Origin of the sequence: Kribbella sp. CA-245084 (genome assembly GCF_050942355.1) — a bacterium.
Classification (GTDB): domain Bacteria; phylum Actinomycetota; class Actinomycetes; order Propionibacteriales; family Kribbellaceae; genus Kribbella.
In genome coordinates this window covers 3306969-3327889 of sequence record NZ_CP192053.1, presented here as the reverse complement: position 1 = coordinate 3327889, position 20921 = coordinate 3306969, and the positions used below count along the sequence as shown (strand labels likewise).

The 20921-nt window shown below is 68.2% G+C and carries 18 protein-coding genes and 1 riboswitch; of the genes, 14 read left to right on the top strand and 4 right to left on the bottom strand.

The window, feature by feature from the left end; translation table 11 throughout:
- Positions 1 to 33: 33 nt before the first annotated feature.
- Positions 34 to 915 carry an RNA polymerase sigma factor SigJ gene (gene sigJ / locus ACQPYH_RS16000; protein ID WP_432892068.1) on the top strand — a complete coding sequence of 294 codons (882 nt, stop codon included), beginning with the start codon at positions 34 to 36 and terminating at the stop codon, positions 913 to 915.
- Here sigJ and ACQPYH_RS15995 read toward each other — a convergent pair.
- Complete coding sequence (locus tag ACQPYH_RS15995) at positions 889 to 1785, bottom strand: diacylglycerol/lipid kinase family protein (protein ID WP_432892067.1); 897 nt, start codon at positions 1783 to 1785, stop codon at positions 889 to 891. The two genes, sigJ and ACQPYH_RS15995, sit on opposite strands and share 27 nt — an antisense overlap.
- Before the next feature lie 36 nt (positions 1786 to 1821).
- Between ACQPYH_RS15995 and ACQPYH_RS15990 the strand changes: the two genes are divergently transcribed.
- The 11 genes from ACQPYH_RS15990 (at position 1822) to ACQPYH_RS15940 (ending at position 15879) form a co-directional block, all read left to right on the top strand.
- Entirely contained in the window at positions 1822 to 3222 is a 1401-nt protein-coding gene (locus ACQPYH_RS15990) for a serine hydrolase domain-containing protein (RefSeq protein WP_432892065.1), read from the top strand.
- 71 nt (positions 3223 to 3293) lie between these two features.
- The gene (locus ACQPYH_RS15985; RefSeq protein ID WP_432892063.1) at positions 3294 to 4232 is read left to right on the top strand and encodes an NAD-dependent epimerase/dehydratase family protein; all 939 of its coding nucleotides are present in this window, start codon (positions 3294 to 3296) and stop codon (positions 4230 to 4232) included.
- Between the two features lie 137 nt (positions 4233 to 4369).
- Positions 4370 to 4484: riboswitch (guanidine-I (ykkC/yxkD leader) on the top strand.
- A gap of 56 nt (positions 4485 to 4540) precedes the next feature.
- Positions 4541 to 6112, top strand: a complete 1572-nt coding sequence (locus ACQPYH_RS15980) for an amino acid permease (RefSeq protein ID WP_432892060.1) — start codon at positions 4541 to 4543, stop codon at positions 6110 to 6112.
- Positions 6109 to 6762 carry a DUF1989 domain-containing protein gene (locus ACQPYH_RS15975; RefSeq protein WP_432892058.1) on the top strand — a complete coding sequence of 218 codons (654 nt, stop codon included), beginning with the start codon at positions 6109 to 6111 and terminating at the stop codon, positions 6760 to 6762. Before ACQPYH_RS15980 ends, ACQPYH_RS15975 begins: the two co-directional genes overlap by 4 nt.
- Positions 6759 to 7376: an urea amidolyase associated protein UAAP2 gene (locus ACQPYH_RS15970; RefSeq protein WP_432892055.1), complete on the top strand. Its 618-nt coding sequence runs from the start codon at positions 6759 to 6761 to the stop codon at positions 7374 to 7376. Before ACQPYH_RS15975 ends, ACQPYH_RS15970 begins: the two co-directional genes overlap by 4 nt.
- Positions 7370 to 9331: a 5-oxoprolinase/urea amidolyase family protein gene (locus ACQPYH_RS15965; protein ID WP_432892052.1), complete on the top strand. Its 1962-nt coding sequence runs from the start codon at positions 7370 to 7372 to the stop codon at positions 9329 to 9331. The genes ACQPYH_RS15970 and ACQPYH_RS15965 overlap by 7 nt, the downstream gene beginning before the upstream one ends.
- Positions 9328 to 10905: an allophanate hydrolase gene (gene atzF, locus ACQPYH_RS15960; protein ID WP_432892049.1), complete on the top strand. Its 1578-nt coding sequence runs from the start codon at positions 9328 to 9330 to the stop codon at positions 10903 to 10905. The genes ACQPYH_RS15965 and atzF overlap by 4 nt, the downstream gene beginning before the upstream one ends.
- A 17-nt stretch (positions 10906 to 10922) precedes the next feature.
- Complete coding sequence (locus ACQPYH_RS15955) at positions 10923 to 12218, top strand: M20 family metallopeptidase (RefSeq protein WP_432892046.1); 1296 nt, start codon at positions 10923 to 10925, stop codon at positions 12216 to 12218.
- Positions 12219 to 12263: 45 nt separating this feature from the next.
- Positions 12264 to 13427, top strand: coding sequence for an amidohydrolase family protein (locus ACQPYH_RS15950; RefSeq protein WP_432892045.1), 1164 nt, complete (start codon positions 12264 to 12266; stop codon positions 13425 to 13427).
- A gap of 346 nt (positions 13428 to 13773) precedes the next feature.
- The gene (locus tag ACQPYH_RS15945) at positions 13774 to 15057 is read left to right on the top strand and encodes an amidase family protein (RefSeq protein ID WP_432892042.1); all 1284 of its coding nucleotides are present in this window, start codon (positions 13774 to 13776) and stop codon (positions 15055 to 15057) included.
- A gap of 9 nt (positions 15058 to 15066) precedes the next feature.
- A complete protein-coding gene (locus ACQPYH_RS15940; RefSeq protein WP_432892039.1) occupies positions 15067 to 15879 on the top strand; it encodes a MerR family transcriptional regulator in 813 nt (270 codons plus the stop codon).
- Positions 15880 to 15944: 65 nt separating this feature from the next.
- Here the strand turns inward: ACQPYH_RS15940 and ACQPYH_RS15935 are convergent, their stop codons facing one another.
- The 3 genes from ACQPYH_RS15935 to ACQPYH_RS15925 are packed head-to-tail and all read right to left on the bottom strand — an operon-like array spanning position 15945 to position 18945.
- Complete coding sequence (locus ACQPYH_RS15935) at positions 15945 to 16442, bottom strand: DUF3830 family protein (protein WP_432892037.1); 498 nt, start codon at positions 16440 to 16442, stop codon at positions 15945 to 15947.
- Positions 16439 to 17824 carry an amidase gene (locus ACQPYH_RS15930; RefSeq protein WP_432892034.1) on the bottom strand — a complete coding sequence of 462 codons (1386 nt, stop codon included), beginning with the start codon at positions 17822 to 17824 and terminating at the stop codon, positions 16439 to 16441. The genes ACQPYH_RS15935 and ACQPYH_RS15930 overlap by 4 nt, the downstream gene beginning before the upstream one ends.
- Complete coding sequence (locus ACQPYH_RS15925; RefSeq protein ID WP_432892031.1) at positions 17821 to 18945, bottom strand: D-2-hydroxyacid dehydrogenase; 1125 nt, start codon at positions 18943 to 18945, stop codon at positions 17821 to 17823. Before ACQPYH_RS15925 ends, ACQPYH_RS15930 begins: the two co-directional genes overlap by 4 nt.
- Positions 18946 to 19011: 66 nt before the next feature.
- On the opposite strand from ACQPYH_RS15925, the gene ACQPYH_RS15920 reads away from it, so the two are divergent.
- Positions 19012 to 19767 (top strand): maleate cis-trans isomerase family protein, encoded by a 756-nt coding sequence (locus ACQPYH_RS15920; RefSeq protein WP_432892028.1) that lies wholly within the window; start codon positions 19012 to 19014, stop codon positions 19765 to 19767.
- Entirely contained in the window at positions 19764 to 20918 is a 1155-nt protein-coding gene (locus ACQPYH_RS15915; RefSeq protein ID WP_432892025.1) for a M24 family metallopeptidase, read from the top strand. Before ACQPYH_RS15920 ends, ACQPYH_RS15915 begins: the two co-directional genes overlap by 4 nt.
- Positions 20919 to 20921 lie beyond the last annotated feature (3 nt).

Sequence of the window (20921 nt, the reverse complement as noted above, 5' to 3'; positions counted from 1 at the left end):
TGGGAAGAGTGATCGATCGTCTGTGAAGGTGTGATGGAGGAACTCAGACCGCTGCTGCTCTCGATCGCGTACCGGATGCTAGGCACGTTCGGTGACGCGGAGGATGTCGTGCAGGAGGCGTACCTGCGCCTGCACCGCGAGCCTGAAGTCGTATCACCCAAGGCATTCCTCACCACCGTGACGACCAGGCTCGCGATCGACCAACTGCGCTCGGCACGGCGAAAGCGCGAGCAGTACTTCGGCCCCTGGCTGCCGGAACCCGCCGTCGACGAGTACGTCGATCTCGCCGACCGCGCCGCGCTCTCGGACTCGCTGTCCACCGCCTTCCTCGTCGTCCTCGAGCGCCTCTCCCCCGACCAGCGCGCGGTCTTCCTGCTCGGCGACGTCTTCGGCTACTCGTACGACGATCTCGCGGACATCCTCGGCAAGACGCCGGCCAACTGCCGCCAGCTCGCCGTCCGTGCGCGTCGTCGGATTGCCGACAATCGACCGCGCTTCGACGCCTCACCGCACGAGCGGGACGAGTTGGTACGCCGCTTCACCGCGGCCGCCCAGGAAGGCGAGCTGGACAGCCTGGTCGAACTCCTCGCGCCCGACGTCACATTCACCGGAGACGGCGGCGGCAAGGGCGGCTTCCCCCGGCCGGTGCACGGCGCCGGCAACGTCGCCCGCCTACTCATCGGCGCGTTCGGCAAGTTCCGCGAACTGACCACCGAGCCGGTCCACGTCGGCGGTCAACCGGCGCTGAGGATCCACGACCACAGCGACCGCACGGTCGCGATCTGGTCGTTCGTGGTCGACGAGGGCCGGATCACCGCGATCCACGGCATCGTCAACCCCGACAAACTGACCCACGCTCAGCCGTCAGACAAGGCAGAGCGTCAGCCGTCACGGCACCCGCACGACGAGCGCTGACGCATCCACCTCCGCGACAAGCGACGTACCTTCGGCGATCGCGTCGCCGTCGAGCTGCCGGCGTACCGCGCGCTCGGCCCGCACCTGGATCCGCTTACCGATGAAGCGTTCGACGTGACGCTCACGCCAGGACTTGATCACCAGACCGAGCGCCAACCGCGGCCACTGGCTGATCCGGCGCGGCGCGAGCACGACCGCGTCGATCTGGCCGTCGTCAGGCGTCGCGTCCGGGAAGAGCGGAATGTTCGCCTGGAGCGTGCCGACGTTCCCGATGACCACGGTCCGCGCGCGACGGCGTACGGGCGGCTTGTCGTCAACGATGATCTCGACGTGGACGAACGGGTGGTTCAGGTTCTTCAGCGTCGAGACGACGTACGCCGCCCAGCCGACCCGCTTCTTCAGGTCGTCGGGCGCGTCCTCGATGATCGCGGCGTCCAGGCCGAGCCCGGCCATCACCACGAACCGGTCGTCGGGTAGCTCGTCACCCTTGATCAGCACGCTGTCGATCCGCTGCTCCGAGCCGTCGAGCAGCTCCTGCAGCGCGACGTCGAGCTCGAGCGAGATGCCGAGGTTGCGGGCCAGCAGGTTCCCGGTCCCGCCCGGCAGTACGGCCGCCGGGATATCGGACCCGGCCAGCTCGGCACACACCACGCGCACGGTGCCGTCGCCACCCGCGACCAGCACCAGATCGACCCGCTCGTCGACAGCCTGCCGGGCCATCCCGACCCCGGGGTCGTCCTCGGTCGTCTCCAGCCACAGCGGGTCGGCATACCCCCGCTCGGCCAACGCGGATTCGACGGTACGACGGAACTCCTCGTCGTCGACCTTGATCGGATTCACGATGACGGCTGCCCGCCTGGCAGGACTCACTTATTTTTGTCCGTTCGGAGAGATAGCGTGCTCGGGGTGAGCAGACTTCCACGGAGTACGCCAGAAGCCCAGGGGTTGTCCGCCGCGGCGCTCGACAGTTTTGTCGGGGCGCTCGACGCCGGCGAGCCGGAGATCCAGACCATCATGCTGCTGCGGCACGGGCAGGTCGTGCTCGAGGAGGCCTGGGCGCCGTACCGGCTGCAGGATCCGCACCTGCTGTTCTCGGTGTCGAAGAGCTTCACGTCGACGGGCGTCGGGCTGGCGATCGACGCGGGGCTGCTGTCGCTGGACGACCAGGTGATCTCGTTCTTCGACGCCGACGAGCTGCCGGAGACGGTCAGCGACAACCTGGCCGCGATGAAGGTCCGGCACCTGCTGACGATGACGACCGGGCACTCTCAGGACACCGTCGAAGCGCTGAGCCGCGACCGCCGGATGGTGAAGATCTTCCTCGGCCTCGAGGTGGCGCACGAGCCCGGCACGCTGTTCGTCTACAACAGCGGCGCGACGTACATGCTGTCCGCGATCGTGCAGCGGCTGACCGGCGAGCGGCTGCTCGACTACCTGCGGCCGCGGCTGTTCGAGCCACTCGGCGCGACCGAGGCGACCTGGCAGGTGTCGAGGGAAGGCGTCACGACCGGCGGCTGGGGTCTCAGCATCAACACCGAGTCGCTGGCTTCCTTCGGGCAGCTCCTGTTGCAGCACGGCGAGTGGAAGGGCGAGCAGCTCGTCCCGGCCGAGTGGTACGAGGCGGCCACGTCGAAGCAGGTGCCCAACGACAACCAGGAGAACCCGGACTGGAAGCAGGGCTACGGCTTCCAGTTCTGGCGCGGGCGTCACAACACGTACCGCGGCGACGGCGCCTTCGGGCAGTACTGTCTGGTCTTCCCGGAGTACGACGCTGCGCTGATCGTTACCAGTGCAACGACAGACATGCAGGCGATCCTGAACACGGTCTGGGAGTACCTGCTCCCAGCGCTCGAGGGCAAGGAAGTCCCGTCGGTCTCCCGCCCTTCGCAGCTGGAGTTGCTTCCGCCAGCTGGTTCGGCGCCAACAGGTGGAGACGGGCGGACGTACCGGTTCACCGAGCGCAACGATGCCGGGCTGACCGCCGTACGGCTCGACCCGGACGGCACCGGAGTCTTCACCTTCGAAGAGTTCGGCGGGGGCGGATCGCACGACATCGTCTGCGCGCCCGGCGACTGGCAGGAGCAGTCGACTCTGGGAAGCCTGTACGACGCGAGCCTCGAAGCGCGCAACCGGATCTTGTCCAGTGCGTACGGCGACGGCGACGCGTTCGTGGCCACGCTCCGCTGGGTCGAAACGCCGTTCGTTGCCAAGTTCACCTGTCGGGTCACCGGTGATTCCATGACCGTCGACGGCGAGCTCAACGTGTCGTTCGGGCCGACCGAGTTCACGCTGACTTCCGAGATGTGATCCGGGTCATGTCACAAAGCTGAGGCCGACGCGTGTCCTCCGGGTCGTAACTGCAGACGACGGAGGATGACATGAAGGTCTTGGTAGCAGGTGCGACCGGTGGATTGGGCCGGTCGTTGGTGCCGCAGCTGATCGCGGCCGGGCACGATGTGACCGGGATGACCCGGTCGGAGTCCGGCGCGAGCAGCGTGCGCTCGTTCGGGGCGGACGTCGTACTCGCGGACGGGCTCGACACCGCCGCCGTCCGCGCGGCCGTGGAGAAGGTCCGCCCGGAAGTCGTCGTACACCAGATGACGGCGCTCAAGGGCGGGATCGACTTCAAGCACTTCGACGACAGCTTCGCGATGACGAACCGGCTGCGGACCGAGGGCACCGACAACCTGCTCGCCGCATCCCAGGCTGCCGGCGTACGACGGTTCGTCGTCCAGTCGTACGCCGGCTGGAACTTGCAGCACGGTGGATCCGCCACCAAGACCGAGGCGGACCCGCTCGACCCGAACCCGGTGCCTGCGCAACAGCAGACGATGGCCGGGATCAAGCACCTCGAATCGGCGGTCCTGAACGCCGACGGGATCGAGGGCGTCGCCCTCCGGTACGGCAGCTTCTACGGCCCGACCGGCGACATCGGCAAGGGCGGCTCGATGGTGGAGATGATCCAGAAGCGCCGCCTGCCGCTGATCGGCGACGGCACCGGCGTCTGGTCGTTCATCCACTACGACGACGCGGCCTCGGCGACCGTGAAGGCGGTCGAGAGCGACGTGACCGGGGTGTTCCACGTCGCGGACGACGACCCGGCGCAGGCGGCGGTGTGGTTGCCGGAGTTCGCTCGCATCCTCGGCGCGAAGCCGCCGCGACACGTGCCGGCCTGGCTCGGGCGGCTCGCGGTCGGCGATGTCGGGGTCGCGGCCTTCACCGAGATTCGGGGGGCCGACAACACGCTCGCCAAGCAGACCTTCGGCTGGCAGCCCGGGTACGCGTCCTGGCGTGAGGGGTTCCGCGAGGGACTGTGACGGCTTGCGTGGGGGGCCGGCTCTCCGGTCCCTCACAGTTGGCGTGGTGGGTGAGAGGATTCCTTTACTTCCGCGTTACACGCGAGGACGGCCGCTGAAACCGGCGCGTCCTGAACTGGAGAAGACCCGCCGGGACGGCGGGGCGCCCCTAGGGTTCCGCTGCTCGTCGAGGTGACGGCAGGACTGGTCCGAGAGGGGAGACGGCGCTCGCAGCAGAGCGCCGTTCCACGGCGGGACAAAAGCCCGGGAGGCCTTGAAGGCCCCGGGTTGCTGTGTGCATTCCGGGCCTAATCCCAGCGGAGGCCGGAATGTCAGCACCCCCCAAAACACTGACCACGGATCAAGTCGGCGCGCGCGACCTCGGCCACTTCGGCTACGCCCAGCAGCTCTCGCGCCGCGTCGGAAGCTACGCGTCGTTCGCGGCCGGCTTCTCGTTCGTCTCGATCCTCACTACCGTCTTCCAGCTCTTCGGCCTCGGCTTCGGCTTCGGCGGTACGGCGTTCTTCTGGACCTGGCCCGCGGTGCTCGCCGGTCAGCTGATGGTGGCGTTGTGCTTCGCCGAACTCGCGGCGCGGTACCCGTTGTCGGGCGCGATCTACCAGTGGGCCCGTCGCCTCGGCGGCGCCGTGATCGGCTGGTTCGCAGGCTGGACGATGGTGATCGCTCAGATCATCACGCTGGCGACTGCGGCGATCGCCCTGCAGGTCGTTCTGCCTGCGGTCTGGCCCGGGTTCCAGCTGGTCGGCAGCGATTCCGCGCTCGCTTCGAAGGACGGCGCCGCGAACGCCGTACTCCTCGGCTGCATCCTGCTCGCCGCGACCACTCTCCTGAACGCGACCAGTGTGCGGGTCACGGCGATCGTGAACTCGGTCGGCGTGACGTGTGAGCTGATTGGCGTCGTTCTGATCGTCATATTGTTGACAATGCGCGCCGAGCGCGGTCCGTCGGTCGTACTGCACACAACAAACCTGGACAGCACGACCGGGTACGTCGTACCGCTGCTGATCTCGGCGTTGATGGCGGCGTACGTGCTCGTCGGCTTCGACAGCGCCGGCGAACTCTCGGAGGAGACGCACAAGCCGCGCGCTACGACACCGCGGACGATCATCCGCGCGGTCGTTGCCTCCGGCATCGGTGGTGCGTTCCTGATCATCGCGGCGCTGATGGCCGCGCCTTCGTTGACCGATGGCGATCTGGCCACCCAGGGTCTCCCCTACGTACTGACCAGCAGGCTCGGTACGACGCCCGGGAAGCTGCTGCTGCTCGACGTTGCTCTCGCGGTCTGCGTGTGCACGCTGGCGATCCAGACTGCCGCGGCCCGGATGATTTTCTCGATGGCGCGCGACAACGTCCTGCCGGGATCGCGTGAACTGCGCAAGGTGTCCAAGCGGACCGATACGCCGGTGGCAGCGACCGTCGTACCTGGTGTGCTTGCTGCGGTCTGCCTGGTCGTGAACGTGGGGAACGCGGGCCTGTTCCTCGGTCTCGCGAGCGTCTGCATCATGCTGCTCTACGTCGCGTATCTCATGGTGACGGTGCCTTTGCTGGTACGCCGCCTGACCGGCGGCGGCCTGCCCGCCGGAGTGGACGAGAACGGCCGGCCGCTCTTCTCTCTCGGGCGCTTCGGTCTGATTGTCAACATCGTCGCGGTCGCCTACGGACTCACGATGGCAATCAACCTCGGCTGGCCGCGCGCCGCGGTGTACGACCCGGCCGGCGACGGCTGGTACCTGCACTACCTCCCCCTGATCACCCTCGCCGTCGTCGCGGCCGGCGGCCTCCTCGCATACCGCACCCAGCGCACCGCTTACTACGCCTCGATCGGGATGCCGCTCCGAAGCACCGCGCCGTCGATGGAGACCGAAGGAGCCAGCGCATGAGCCCCACACCTGACTCTGCTCCTGACCTCGCGCCCGCCAGCGTCCACGCGCACGAGCTGCCCGGCGGTGCCGCCTGGTCTGCACCTGTTCGTGCGGGACGCACCGTCACGCTGACTGCTCTGGCCGACGGTGCAAACGCCACGGTGCTGATCGTCGGCGCTGACCGCCTCGACCGCCTCAACATCCCCGACACGCTGAAGTCCCAGATGTCCGCACGCATCAAGCCAGGCATGGTCCTGCTGTCGGACCGAGGCCTCGCCCTGGCGACCGTCATCGCCTCAACCCTCGACTGGCACGACTGCCTCACCGGCGCCCTTCCCGACCGCCTCCTTCTGCTCGAACTCACCAAGCACGGCCTCGGCGAAGCGGACCTGCACGGCTGCATCAACTTCTTCAGCAAGGTCGCCGTCGCGGACGAACCGCGAGCCTCACTCGCCTACATCTCCGACCATGCCCACGCAGGCGACACCGTCACCCTCCGCGCCGACCAGGACCTCCTGATCTTCGTCTCGACCGCACCCCACGCCTTGTCGGAAGGCCCCGCGGCAGGCGTCGCCGTACAGCTCGAATCGCCTGCACACGTGGAGGACCCCGACCTGCGCGAGGAAGCGGTCCGCGCATTGCGCCTGACCCGGGAGCTGATCGCATGACCATCACCGCGACGACCGTCGCCCTCGACTCCGTGGTCGAAGCCGGCGACGGCGCGCTCGTCAGCGTGCCAACTGGTGGGCGCCTGCGGATCGTCGACCTGCACGGGAACCAAGCCGTCGACACGCTCTTCTACGACGCCCACGACATCGACAACCGGTACTCCGCCTTCGACACGATCCGCGAGCAGCGCGCCGTCTTCCTGACCACCGGATCCCGGCTGATGTCGACCAGACTCGACGAGCTCGCCGTGATCACCGACGACACCTGCGGCCGGCATGACACCGTCGGCGGCGCGTGCTCGCAGGAGAGCAACGTCATCCGGTACGGCGAGTTCACCCGCCATCAGCACGCCTGCCGGCAGACGTTCCTGCGGTACGGCGCGGACGCCGGCATCGGTCAGCGTCAGCTCACCCACAACATCAACTTCTTCATGAACGTACCGGTGACGTCGACCGGCGGCCTGACGTTCGAGGACGGGCTGTCCGCACCGGGCAAGTACGTCGAGGTCACCGCCAGCCGCGACCTGTTCGTGCTGATCAGCAATTGTCCGCAGGTCAACAATCCTTGTAACGGCTGGGATCCGACGCCGGTCCAGCTGCTGGGCTGGTGGTGACGTTGGCCGTCGTCACAGTTGTTGCCCCAGGCACCCAAACCACAGTGCAGGATCTCGCCGGCCGGCCCGGCCTGTGGGATGTCGGCGTACCGCCGTCCGGAGCCGCCGACGAACTGACCTTCGCCCTGCTCAACGCTGCGGTCGGCAATCCGGAGGCCGCGGCCGGACTCGAGTGTGTGCTCAACGGACCGGTGCTCACCTGCGACGAGGATCGGCTGGTCTGCGTCGGCGGCGCTGTCCGCAATGCGACTGTCGACAATCTGCGCATCCGACCCGGGTTGGTCATCCGATGGCCGGCCGGCTCGGTGCTGGACATCGGACCGCTCGACGGTCCCGGGATGCGCGGGTACGTGGCGATCCAGGGCGGGCTCGATGTGCCGCGCGTGCTCGGGAGCCGGTCGACGTTCATTCTCGGCGGCTTCGGCGGTCACGGCGGCAAGCCGCTCGGGGCCGGCGACCAGATTGCACTCGGTAGGCAGGAGAACTTGCTGTCCCCTGTGTCGGTGGAGCTGCCGACGATGTCGGACTCCTGGCAGCTACGCGTGATCCCTGGACCTCACGGAGCGCCGGAGCATCTGACTGCCGAAGGTGTCGATGCGTTCTTTGCCAACAGTTGGATTGTCGACCATCGGTCCGATCGCACCGGCGTCCGGCTGGTCGGGCCGACTCCCGGCTGGGCGCGGACCGACGGCGGCGAGGCCGGTCTGCATCCGTCGAACGTGCACGACTCGGCGTACCCGGTCGGCGGCATCATGCTGTCCGGCGACACCCCGGTCATCGTCGGCAAGGACGGACCGTCCCTCGGCGGGTTCGTCGTACCCGCCGTCGTGATCGAAGCCGACCGCTGGATGCTCGGCCAACTGCGCGCCGGCGACTCAGTGCAACTAGTCCCAGTGACACTAGTTGCAGCGACCGAGGCGATCGAGCACCGTCGCCGTTGGCTGACGGATCTACGCCAGGAGCCAACCCCCATCGCCGTTTCAACCGGTACGCCGAGCCGCCCGGAGATCCTGCACCACGGCGAGCGTTCCGCGACGGCACCGTCGTACACGATCAGGTGCGCCGGCGAACGACACCTGCTGGTCGAAGCCGGACCGGCCGAGCTCGACCTCACCGTCCGCGTCTGGATCCACCTGCTGGCCCAAGCCCTGCGGCAGGACCAGCCGGACGGCGTCGCGGAGATCGTCGAAGGCGTGCGGTCCGTGCTCGTCGCGGTCGACTCGTCCAGGCTCGCTTTGACGACGCTCGCGGAACGGCTCGTGTTCCTCGCCGCGGGTCTGGACGATCCCGAGACTGTGGTGCTGCCGGCCCGCGAGGTGGTGCTGCCTATCGCGTTCGACCACCCAGAGGCGCACGAGGCGATGCGCCGGTACGCGACCTCGGTCCGACCGGACGCCCCGTGGTGCCCGGACAACGTCGAGTTCATCCGGCGGGTCAACGATCTCGACACGCGGGACGAGGTCTTCGAGATCGTGCAGGCCGCGACGTACCTGGTGGTCGGTCTCGGCGATGTCTATCTCGGTGCGCCGGTCGCGGTACCGGTCGATCCGCGGCACCGACTCGTCACCACGAAGTACAACCCGGCCCGGACCTGGACGCCGCAGAACGCGGTCGGGATCGGCGGGATCTACCTGTGCGTGTACGGGATGGAGGGTCCCGGTGGGTACCAGTTGGTGGGACGTACCGTCCCGGTCTGGCGGCTCTCCCCCACCGACGAGCAGCCTTGGTTGTTGAGGCAGTTCGACCTGATCAGATTCACGCCGGTCAGCGCGGAGCAACTCGCCCACGAGCGGGCCGAGATCGCCGCCGGGCGGGCAGACCTGAAGACCACACCGGCGACGTTCTCGATCGCCGACGTACGCCGGATCGAGCAGGAGGCACCTGTGGACATTGCGACCGTGCGGGCCAGACGCCGCGCCGCGTTCGAGGCCGAGCGGGCTCGGTGGGGCGCATGAACAACGAGTGGATCACCAGGGTCGACCCGGTCGAGCCTGCGTACGGACCGCTGCGGGGGCTGACGATGGCGCTCAAGGACAACATCGATCTCGGCGGGGTTCCGACGACGGCCGGGGACCCACGCAACTCGCAGCCTGTTGTAGACAATGCGATTGTCGTCGATCGGCTGATCGCGGCCGGCGCCGTACCGCTGGGGAAGACGAACCTCGATCAGTACGCGACCGGCCTGGTCGGCACGCGGTCGCCGTACGGCGCGTGCCACTCGGTCTTCTCCGAGCGACATGTGTCGGGCGGATCCAGCTCGGGCAGCGCAGTCGCCGTCGCGAGCGGGCAGGTCGATTTCGCGCTCGGCACGGACACGGCCGGCAGCGGGCGCGTACCTGCGGCGTTCAATCGGCTCGTCGGGATCAAGCCGAGTCGCGGGCTCGTGTCGGCGCGCGGCGTCGTACCTGCTTGCCGATCGCTCGACTGCGTGACCGTGATGGCCGGCAGCGTGGCGACTGCGCGGGCGGCGTACGACGTGATGGTTGCCTATGACCCCGATGATGCCTGGTCGCGACGTGCTGATGATCTACCCCGCGCTCGCGGTGGTCGCGTGATCGGCGTACCGGATGTGGGGTTGGACCTGGATCCGCTGCATGAGGCGGCGTGGCAGGAGACGCTCGCCGAGGCTCATCGGCTTGGTGAGGTTGTGAAGGTGGATGTGCGGCCGCTGTTGGAGGCGGCTGATCTGCTGTACTCCGGGCCTTGGCTGGCGGAGCGCTGGCTGGCGTTCGGGGACAAGCTTGTCGACAATCCAGCAATCGACCCGACTGTGCGGGCGATCGTGCGAGGCGGTGCGGCTTTGACGGCGTCAGCGGCGTTCGCAGGCTTCGATCGGCTCGCCACACTCGCCCGGGCGAGTGAGCATCTTTGGACGCAGCTCGACGCCCTGCTGCTGCCCGTTACGCCCGGGCATCCCACGTTGGCGGAGGTCGCGGCGGATCCGATCGGTGTGAACAGTCGGCTCGGTCGGTTCACGAACATGGTCAACCTGCTGGATCTGTGCGCGGTCGCGTTCCCGGGGCCGGATCGTGCCGACGGTTTGCCGTTCGGTATCCAACTGCTGGCGCCGGCTGGTCATGATCATGCGCTGATTGATCTGGCGGCGCTCTGGTGCGGTGAACCTGTGCCGACGACGGCTGTAGAGACGGACGTCCTGCTGGCGGTCGCAGGCGCGCATCTGACCGGGCAGCCTCTCAATGACCAGCTGGTACGGCGTGGTGCACGGCTCGCTTTCGATGCGCGCACCGCGTCGTCGTACCGGATGTATCTGGTCGACGGGCCTCGGCCGGGGCTGACTCGGACGTTGACGGGTGCTGACGGTCCGGGGATCGAGGTTGAGGTGTGGCGGCTGCCGGCGGCTGAGCTGGGCGGATTCGCCGCGACCATCGATCCGCCGCTGGCGATCGGGCCGCTGGAACTGTCTGACGGACAACAGGTCCTCGGCTTCGTGTGCACGGCGGACGCAGCGGACCCGACGCGTGACATCACGTCAACGGGAGGCTGGCGCGCATACCTGTCGGGGCGCTGAGCCTAAGGTTGGTGGGCATGAGCCTGACACCCGCCGAACAGAAGGTGCTGGACCGGATCGACGAGGACCTGCTGGTCCGGGTCACGCAGGACCTGGTCCGCGCCCACGGGCAGAATCCGCCCGGCGAGGAGGCCGCCACCGCGGTCGTCCTCGCCGCGGCGGCCCGTGAGCTCGGGCTCGACGTACAGCTGTCACCGGTCGAACCCGGCCGCGACAACATCACGATCACGCTTGCCGGAGGCAACAATCCCGGCCTCCTGCTGCTCGGCCACACCGACGTCGTACCCGTCGGCGACGGCTGGACGGTCGACCCGTACAGCGGCCTCCTCCTCCGCGACGGCCGCATCTACGGCCGCGGTGCCTCCGACATGAAAGGCGGCCTCGCCGCAGCCCTCATTGCCTTGGCCGCCCTCCGCGACACTCCCCTGGCCGGCCCGGTCGAACTAGCCGCAGTAGTAGACGAAGAAGAAACCGGCAAGGGCATCCGCGCGTACATCGCAGCCGCTGTGGATAACCCCGGTTCCACGGGGGTGCCCACCGATAGACTTGAAGCGGAAGGGTCAGGGGCGAGGCACGGCTCAGCCAGGCAGCCCGTCAGCAGCCCGTCCGTCAGCAGCCCGTCGCGGTGGTACGTCGGCTGCATCACCGCCGAGCCGACCGACCTGCAGACAATCATCGCCGCCCGTGGTGACTCGTATCTCCAGGTCTCCGTACACGGTCGCGCCTCGCATGCCGGAAACCCGGACGGCGGCGCCAACGCGATCTACGGCGCGGCCGTCGTCGTCGCCGAGATCGAACGCCTGCACGCGGAGCTCGCGACCGCGCCCCATCCCCTCCTCGGCCCGGCGACCTGGAGCGTCGGCCAGATCAACGGCGGTACCGGCGGCTCGATCGTCCCCGCCGAATGCGTGGTCGTCGCCGACCGCCGCCTCCTGCCCGGTGAGTCCCCCGCCGAGGTCCTGGCCGACCTCGGCCGCCGCGTAGCCGCCCTCCACCTCGAGGACCGCGGCCTGACCGTCGAACTCGCCATGCCCATGGAAATGCCCGCCTTCGAGACCGCCGACAACTCCGACCTGGTCCGCATCACCGAAGCCGCCCGCCTCGACGGCGGCGGCCAGCCGATGCCACTCGCCGGCTGGACTGCAGCCTGCGACGGCGGCTACATCGCCCGCGACCTCGGCGTACCCGTCGTCGTCCTGGGCCCCGGCTCCGTCACCACCCAGGCCCACCGCGCCGACGAGTCGGTCCCCGTCACCGAACTCGTCACCGCGGCCCGCACGTACGCCCTGGCAGCTCTCCGCCTTCTCTCGTAGCCGACTGCCCGCTGTCGTGAGCCGGGTGGTTGGCAGGATGCCCGGATGACACGTCGACTTCTCCTGCAGTCCGGTTCAGTTCTCGACGTTGACTCGGGCGAGGTGCGTACGGCGGATGTTGTGCTTGTCGGCGATCGGATTGTCGACGTTGGGGTCGGGTTGGACGGCAACGAGGCGATCGACTGTGGCGGCGGGCTGATCGTGCCTGGGTTCATCGACTGTCATACGCATGTGTGTATCGCGCAGACACGGCTCGATCCGTTCGGGTCGCCGCGGTCTGTGCGGCCGTTGTCCGCGGTGCCGGTGTTGCGGACGCTGCTGCGGCTGGGTGTGACGACCGTGCGGGACGCGTGGGGCGCTGATGCCGGTGTGCGGATGGCTGTGGAGAAGGGCTGGATCGACGGCCCCGAGTTGCTGATCAGCTTGCGGCAGGTGGGTACGACGGGTGGCATCGGGGACCTGTGGGCTCCTCGGACCGGAGCGATCGACTTCTTCGAGGATCCCTCGCTGCCGGATCCGATCTTCGACGGGGTTGACGGGGCGCGAGCCGTCGTACGGCGGATGGTGCGTGCCGGGGCGGACTGGATCAAGGTGACCGCGACCGGGTCGATGGCGATCGGGAAGGGTGTGCACGACGTCGAGCTCACCGCCGACGAGATGAGCGCGCTGGTGGAAGAAGCCCGGCGGCGCGGCGGCCGGAAGGTGATGGTGCACGCGCACGGAGCGCGAGCCGTCGAGCTGGCCGCGCGTGCCGGGGCGGCGAGTATCGAGCACGGAACCTACTTGGACGAGGCGGCTGTCGCGGCGATGGCTGCGGCGGGGACGTGGTACGTGCCGACGCTGTCCGTCACGCAGTCCGATCCCGAGCATGCACCTGAGGGTGCGGCCGAGGCGCATCGGGAGTCGATGCGGCTGGCGATCGACGCCGGCCTGAGGATCGCGATGGGCACCGACAATCCTGTTCGGCCGCACACCGAAGCGCTGTGGGAGCTGAGGCATCTGGCGGCTGCAGGGCTGGGTGACGCCGGAGCGTTGCGGGCGGCAACGATCGATGCAGCCCGGTTGCTAGACCTCGCCGATGATCGCGGCGAGATCGCAGTCGGCAAGCGGGCCGATCTCGTACTGCTGGACGGGACATCGCTGGACTGCACGTCACTCCAGGACCGGATCCGACGGGTCATTCACAACGGCGCCGAAGTCCCACGCTGATTCCTCCAACCCGTCGCGCGCACGCCGCCCTGGCAGACGGCCAGTGGCGTCCGCTGGCTGGTTATTTGGGCGCTGGCATGTTGCAGGACGCCAGCCGTAACAAAAGCCCACAGTGCACGGTCCTGCTGATCGGATTGGTGCGAGACGATCGCCGGTCCTGGCTCGGGGTGGAGCGCGGCACCGGTCTGGGCAGCGTCAGCGGTGTACCTAACGACAGGTAGTACACCCGCTGTACGCCGTACGCACCGGCCCGTTCACGCTCAGGTGTACTACTCGGTCGCGAGGACTACCTGTCGTTAGGTACGCCAATTGACTCTGACACTGTGTCAGGCCGTAGACCGGCGGCATGATGACAGCTGGAGAGATTGCCGAGCGGATTCGCACCGGGCAGGTCACGTCGCGTGAGGTGACCGAGGAACTGCTGGCCAGGATCGCCGCAGACACCGACGTGAACGCAGTAGTCGAGGTCCGGCCTGAGTACGCGCTGGCTGCGGCGGATGCAGCGGATGCGACACCGCCTGTGGGTCCGCTGCACGGCGTACCGATGACGGTGAAGGACTGCCTGAACGTCGCAGGCATGCGCACGACCTGGGGCAACCCGGCGTTCGCGGAGTACGTCGCCGATCAGGACGCGACCGTCGTGGAGCGGCTGGAGCGGGCCGGCGCGATCATCGTCGGGAAGAGCAATGTGCACACGATGCTCGCCGACTTCGGGCAGACCGTGAACGAGATCTACGGGCGGACAAGCAACCCAGCCGACCTCAGCCGAACGCCTGGAGGCTCGAGCGGCGGCGGGGCGGCCGCACTCGCCGCGGACCTCACGTACCTCGAGTACGGCTCCGACCTCGTCGGCTCGATCCGGCTCCCAGCGGCGTACTGCGGGGTGTACGGACTCAAGCCAACCACCGGCCTCGTCCCGCAATGCGGCTTCCAAGTCCCCGGTACGCCGTACCTGCCGAGCGAACTGCCGAACTCGTCGACAATCGGACCACTCGCCCGCTCCGCCGCCGACCTGCGTATCGCTCTCCGTGCGACCGCCGGCCCCGAAGCGCCGTACTCGTGGTCGCTGACGCCGCCGCGGCACCAGCGACTGGAGGACTTCCGCGTCGGCGTCGTGACCGATCACCCGGCAGCGCCGGTCTCCGGCGAGGTCGGCGACGCGATGGCTGAGACGATCGACCGGCTCGCGCGGAGCGGGGCGAAGATCGTCGAAGGCTGGCCGGACGAGGTGGAGCCGGGTGAACAGGCTGAGGAGTTCGGTCAGCAGGTCGGCCTGTTCTTCGCACTGCACGGAGGCGAACCGACGGGGATGACCGTCAACGAACTGCTCGCGACCGAACGCGCGCGGATGATCGCGCGGGCCAAGTGGCAGCGGTACTTCGAGAACGTCGACGTCTTCCTCTGTCCGACCAGCTTCACGGTCGCCTTCCCACACGGCTCGACGACAATCGACGGGCAGCCGTACGAAGCGCAGGTGTTCTGGATCTCCCACGCTTCATCGATCGGCCATCCCGCGCTCAACATGCCGATCGGACGCACCAAGGGCGGTCTGCCTGTCGGCGCTCAGGTGATCGGGCCGTGGCACGAGGACGACACCGCGATCACCTTCGCGGAACTGCTGGCTGGTTGACTGCTTCCCATGTTCGCGATCGGTGAGTTCGCGCGGCACGGGCGGGTGTCGATTCGGATGCTGCGGCACTACGACGCCCTCGGCCTGCTGCGGCCCGCGTACGTCGACCCCTCGACCGGTTACCGCAGTTACACCGCCGGGCAGCTCGCCGACCTCAACCGGATCATCGCGCTGAAGGATCTCGGCTTCACGCTCGAACAGGTCGGCGCGCTGATTGCCGACAATCTCGGTCCGACGGAAATGCGCGCATTGTTGACAATGCGACGAGCAGAATTGCAGACAACCGTGGCCGAGAGCTACGCACGCCTCGCGCAGGTCGAGTCGCGGCTACGCGGTCTGGAGGCCGAGGTGCCGGCCGCGGACATCGTCGTCAAAGAGCTCCCCGCCGTACGGCTGGTTGCTCTGACGGCGACTGCGGCGAGCTTCACGCCAGAAGACATCACGCCGGTGGTGCACCCGTTGTGCGCGGAGCTCGGCCGGCGGTTGCCCGATGCCGACGTACATCCGTCCGGCAGGTTGACCTGTCTGTACGAACGCAATCACGATTCCGAGGACGAGGTCGTCGTACGGGCAACGGTTCCGGCTGCGGTCGATGCCGGGGGCAACCTCAACGGACTCGACGTGATCGACCTGCCTGCGATGCGAGCCGCGACGCTGGTGCATCGCGGGCCGATCGATCAGGTCTTGCCGGCCTGGCAGGCGTTGGCCCGCTGGATCGACCAGAACAACCATCGCGCGGGCGAACCGGCGCGCGAGCTCTACCTCGATACGCCGGAGAACCCGGCCGACTGGGTCACCGAACTGCAGGAACCTATCAACTAGCCCCGATCAGCCAGACCGGACCGACTAGGCCCGGCTGACTACGCCGATCGTCTAGGCCCGATCGACTAGAGCCGGTTGAACGACAGGGTCTCGCCGCGGGCGCCGCCCATCCACAGGTCCTGACAGGCCGCGGCGAACTCGTCGAGGTTCTCGGTCACCGCGCCGAACACATTGCCCGGCACCCACCCCTGGTCGCCGTTGATCAGCAGATTGTTGCGCCCGTAGAACACAGCAAGGTCGACAATCGCGCCGGTCGTCCCGGTGCCGGTCGTGTTCTCGTACCCGTACGCCGGATTGCCAAGATCGTCCGAGTCGAACGAGAACCAGCACAAGTCACCCGGGATCGGCGTGACAGTGGTGTTCTCCTTGCCCGGATCGGCTGGAGCGAACGCAGGCAGCAGCGTGTAGATCTCGTTCCGCGCGTACTTTCCGTGGAACACCGGCGCCGACAGCGGCAGCGCGTCCCACACCGCCGCGCACGTCCGCGGCGCCGCGTCGTCGAGCAGCTTCGCCACACAACTCACGCCGCGCTTGTCCAGGCTGACGGTGATGTACTTGCTCACTTCGCCTCCAAGGTAGGTGTGCGCTGATGCCAATTCGTCGCCGCCTGGTACGCCTGCCCGACCCGCAACGTCAGCGCATCGGCGTGCCGCGCCGCGACCACCTGCAGACCGACCGGCAGTCCGGCCTTCGTGAATCCGCACGGCACGCTGAGCGCAGGTTGCTGCGTGAGGTTGAACGGATACGTGTACGGCGTCCAGTCGGTCCAATCCGGTGACGCGGAACCATCCGGGACGTCCTGTCCGATCGGAAACGCGGTGATCGGCAGCGTCGGCGTGATGAGTACGTCGTACTGCTGATGGAAGCATCCCATCAGCGTCCCGAGCTCCATCCGCACCGCGGTCGCGTCGAGGAAGTCCGACGCCGAGTACGCCGAACCGAGCTCGCCGACGCGGCGCAGTCCGGGATCGACCCGGTCGTCCACGTCGTACGCCGAGAGCACCTTCGCGGCGCCCGACCACCACAACACATTGAACGCGTCGAGCGGATCGCTGAAGCCGGGATCCACCTCGGTCACGATCGCCCCGGCATCGGCGAGTACGTCGACCGCGGTCCGGACGAGGGCCTCGACCTCGGGATCATTGTGGACAAAACCAAGATCGGCCGAAAACCCGATCCGCAGCCCGGCAACCCCGTCGTCGATCCCGGCAAGGAAGGACGCCGCCGGCGTCGGCATCGCCGACCAGTCGCGTGGGTCGTACCCGGTGACGACGTCGAGCAACGCCGCGGCGTCCCGTACCGTCCGCGTCATCGGCCCGGCGTGCGACAGCGTCCCGAACGCACTCGGCGGGAACAGCGGGATCAGTCCGTACGTCGGCTTCAGCGCGACCGTCCCGGTGAACGCGGCCGGGATCCGAACGGACCCGCCGCCGTCAGTGCCCAGCGACCACACGCCCATGCCGAGACCGACTGCGGTCGCGGAGCCGCCACTCGAACCGCCGGACGTCTTCGTCGGATCCCACGGGTTGCCGGTCGCGCCGTACGTGAACGAGTCGGTCACGCCCTTCCATGAGTACTCCGGGGTGGTCGTCTTGCCGAGGATCACCGCGCCGGTCTCTCGCAGGCGTGCGACCGACGGCGCGTCCTCGTCCCACGGTCCGGCTGGATCGATCAGCGTGCTGCCGCGCATTGTCGGCCATCCTTTTGTCCACAATGCGTCTTTGATCGAGGTGGGTACGCCGTCGCCGGGGCCCAGTGGCTCCCCTGCGTGCCACCGGGCCTCCGACTCCTTCGCGGCAGCCAGCGCGCCCTCGGCATCCACCAGGACGAAGGCGTTCACCTGACCGTCGTACCGCTCGATCGCGTCCAACGCCTCCTGCGTGGCCTCGACCGGCGAGATCTGCTTGCTCCGATAACCCTCGACCAGTTCGGTTGCCTGCGTCATCGATCTCCTGTCGGGATGTAGCCGAGCTTTTTGTCAACAATGTTCAGGAGCGGTTCGCCGGCCAGCCAGCGCCGGACGTTGGCGGCGAACTGGGCGACCAGGGTGTCGCGCCAGCCGATCACGTCACCGGACATATGGGCGGTGATCGTCACGTTCGGCGCGTCCCAGAGCGGATGATCAGCGGGCAGCGGCTCCTGGTCGAAGACGTCCAGGGTCGCCGCGATCCGTCCGCTCTCGAGGGCGGCCAACAGTGCGGTTTCGTCGACAATCGGACCACGAGCAACGTTGACAAGATGCGCCCCCGGCCGCATCGCGGCAAGCACATCGGCGTCCACCAACCCTCGGGTCGCATCCGTCAAGGGCGCCGCCAGCACAACATGGTCGGCCCACCCCACCTCAGCCACCAAGTTGCTACTAGCAACAATCTCCCCGAAGTCCGGATCACCCCGGCTCGCCCCGCCGGCAGCACCAGCCACCTCACCGGCACTGCGGTCCGTCTCGCCAGCGCCGCGGTCCGTCTCGGCGGCACTGCGGTCCACCTCGTCAGCGCTCCGGTCCACCTCGCCGGCGCTGCGGTCGGTCTCGGTGGCTCCGCGGGCTAGGCGGCCGGCGGCGCGGACTTCTAGGCCGGCGGCGTGGAGGAGGCGGGCTGTTGCCCGGCCGATGGCGCCGGTGCCGACGATCAGGGCCTTGGCGCCTTGGATGCTCCGGGTTTCGCGGTGTTGCCAATCGTGACGGCGTTGCAGGTCGAAGCTGCGGCGGCTGTCCTTCGCGTGGGCGATCACTGCGCCGAGGACGTACTCCGCGATCGGCCGGTCGAAGACGCCGTGTGCGTTGGTGACGACGACCGGCGAGTCGCGCAGTTCGTCGAAGAGCAGCGTGTCGACGCCCGCCGCGGTGACATGGATCCACTCGAGACTGTCCGCGCCCGCCCAGACATCCCGGACCGCGGTCGAGAAGAAGTCCCAGAGCATCAGCGCCTGGGCTCCTCGCACCGCCGCGCCGAGTCCGTCGGCAGCGCAGTACCGGAAGTCGACTGGCAGGTCGTCGAGACCGGGTGGGCGGTCGGTCGCGCCCTCGCACAGCACGGCGATCACGGGGCGCGGGGAGGAGGCTGGCACGCCAATGAGGCTAGGAATCCAATGGTAGGATTGTCAACAATCTGCTGGGGCCTCACACTGACTCGCATGAGCACGCGCCCGTCGACCCACCCGCTGCCGGCACCGGTGCCCACACTGCTGCAGACCGGCATCGGAGTGGTCGCCCCTTATGACTTCGCGCTCGACCGCGAACTGTGGCGTTGGGTCCCCGACAACGTCACCCTGCATCTCACCCGGACGCCCTACGCCCCGATCGCGGCGACCATGGAGATGGCCGTCCAGGTTTCGGACCCGGAGATGGTCGCCCGGACCACGATGAACGTTCTTCCGGTCGGTCCGTTGGCGGTCGCGTACGCATGCACATTCGGCAGCTTCGTCGGCGGCCTGACCGGTGAGGCGGCCCTGGTCGAGGCGATGATCGCGGCGGGAGCGCCCGCGGCGACGACCACGAGCGGCGCGCTGCTCCTCGCGCTGCATCGGCTCGGGATCAGCCGGGTCGCGACGGTCACGCCGTACACGAACGACCTCACGGCCGGGCTGACGAGGTTCCTCGCCGAGGCAGAGATCGAGGTGGTCGCGACCGCCGGGCTCGGGCTGATCGGTCAGATCTGGGCCGTGCCGTACGAGACGACTGTCGAACTGGTCCGCAGCATCGACAGCGATGCGGCCGAAGCGGTGTTCATCAGCTGCACGAACCTCCCGACGTACGACGTGATCGCAGGTCTCGAGGCCGCGCTGGGCAAGCCGGTGCTGACCGCGAACCAGGTCACGATGTGGTCCGCACTGGAACTCGCCGGGCACCAAGGCGTCGGGCCGGGACAGAGCTTGATGGGTGCAGCATGAGCGAGTACGCCGACCGGCTGGCCCGGGTTCGCGGTGTCATGGCCGACCGCGGTCTCGGCGCGCTGATTGTCAACGATCCTGCAAACCTCTTCTACCTGACCGGGTACGACGCCTGGTCGTTCTACACACCGCAGTGCCTGCTGATCCCGGCTGACGGCGAGGTCCAGCTGTTCGCGCGGGCGATGGATGCGGCCGGGGCGTCGTACACCTGCAACCTGCGCGCGGACCAGGTTCACGGCTATCCCGAGGATCTCGTGCATCGGCCTGATGTCCATCCGTACGACTGGATCGCCGGGCTGTGCCGGGACCTGATCCCGGCCGGTGCGGACGTTGCGATCGAGGGCGACGCGCACTACTTCACCGCCCGCGGTTACCTTGCCCTGAGCAACGGTCTGCCCGGGCACCGCCTGCTCGACTCGGCCGAGCTGGTGAACTGGGTCCGGCTGGTCAAGTCGCCGTACGAGCTGGACCGGCTGCGCATCGCCGGATCGATCGCCGAGCAGGCGATGCGGGTCGCACTCGAACGACTCCGCCCGGGTCTGCGGCAGTGCGACCTCGTCGCCGAGATCCTCGCCGCGCAGACAATCGGCACACCCGAGCACGGCGGCGGCTACCCGGCGATCGTGCCGATGCTGCCGACCGGAGATGCGGCCGGTACGCCGCACCTGACCTGGACCGATCGCCCGTTCCAGGCCGGCGAAGCGACCACCATCGAACTGGCCGGCGTCTACGACCGCTACCACGCTCCGCTCGCGCGCACGGTCATGCTCGGCGACCCGCCGCAACGGCTACGCGAGACCGCCAAGGTCGTTGCCGACGGCATGCAGGCGACGTTGTCGACAATCCGCGCCGGCGTCACCGGCGGCGCCGTACACGCCGCGTTCAACGACGTGATCGCCGCACAGGGTCTGATCAAAGACTCGCGAATCGGGTACTCGATCGGGATCGGATACCCGCCGGACTGGGGTGAACGCACCGTCAGCCTGCGCCCCGGCGAGACCACCGTGCTGACCGCGGGGATGGCGTTCCACGTGATCCTCGGGATGTGGATGGACGGCTGGGGATACGAACTGTCCGAGCCGGTGGTGGTCACCGCGGACGGAGTGGAACGACTGACCGGCCTGTCCCACGAACTGACGATCAGGAGGTAACCC

Coding starts and splice junctions, on each gene's coding strand:
- ACQPYH_RS15945 (WP_432892042.1), top strand. CDS start 13,774: ATGATGACAGCTGGAGAGATTGCCGAGCGGATTCGCACCGGGCAGGTC.
- ACQPYH_RS15940 (WP_432892039.1), top strand. CDS start 15,067: ATGTTCGCGATCGGTGAGTTCGCGCGGCACGGGCGGGTGTCGATTCGG.
- ACQPYH_RS15970 (WP_432892055.1), top strand. CDS start 6,759: ATGACCATCACCGCGACGACCGTCGCCCTCGACTCCGTGGTCGAAGCC.
- atzF (WP_432892049.1), top strand. CDS start 9,328: ATGAACAACGAGTGGATCACCAGGGTCGACCCGGTCGAGCCTGCGTAC.
- ACQPYH_RS15950 (WP_432892045.1), top strand. CDS start 12,264: ATGACACGTCGACTTCTCCTGCAGTCCGGTTCAGTTCTCGACGTTGAC.
- ACQPYH_RS15955 (WP_432892046.1), top strand. CDS start 10,923: ATGAGCCTGACACCCGCCGAACAGAAGGTGCTGGACCGGATCGACGAG.
- ACQPYH_RS15915 (WP_432892025.1), top strand. CDS start 19,764: ATGAGCGAGTACGCCGACCGGCTGGCCCGGGTTCGCGGTGTCATGGCC.
- ACQPYH_RS15930 (WP_432892034.1), bottom strand. CDS start 17,824: ATGACGCAGGCAACCGAACTGGTCGAGGGTTATCGGAGCAAGCAGATC.
- ACQPYH_RS15985 (WP_432892063.1), top strand. CDS start 3,294: ATGAAGGTCTTGGTAGCAGGTGCGACCGGTGGATTGGGCCGGTCGTTG.
- ACQPYH_RS15975 (WP_432892058.1), top strand. CDS start 6,109: ATGAGCCCCACACCTGACTCTGCTCCTGACCTCGCGCCCGCCAGCGTC.
- ACQPYH_RS15920 (WP_432892028.1), top strand. CDS start 19,012: ATGAGCACGCGCCCGTCGACCCACCCGCTGCCGGCACCGGTGCCCACA.
- sigJ (WP_432892068.1), top strand. CDS start 34: ATGGAGGAACTCAGACCGCTGCTGCTCTCGATCGCGTACCGGATGCTA.
- ACQPYH_RS15980 (WP_432892060.1), top strand. CDS start 4,541: ATGTCAGCACCCCCCAAAACACTGACCACGGATCAAGTCGGCGCGCGC.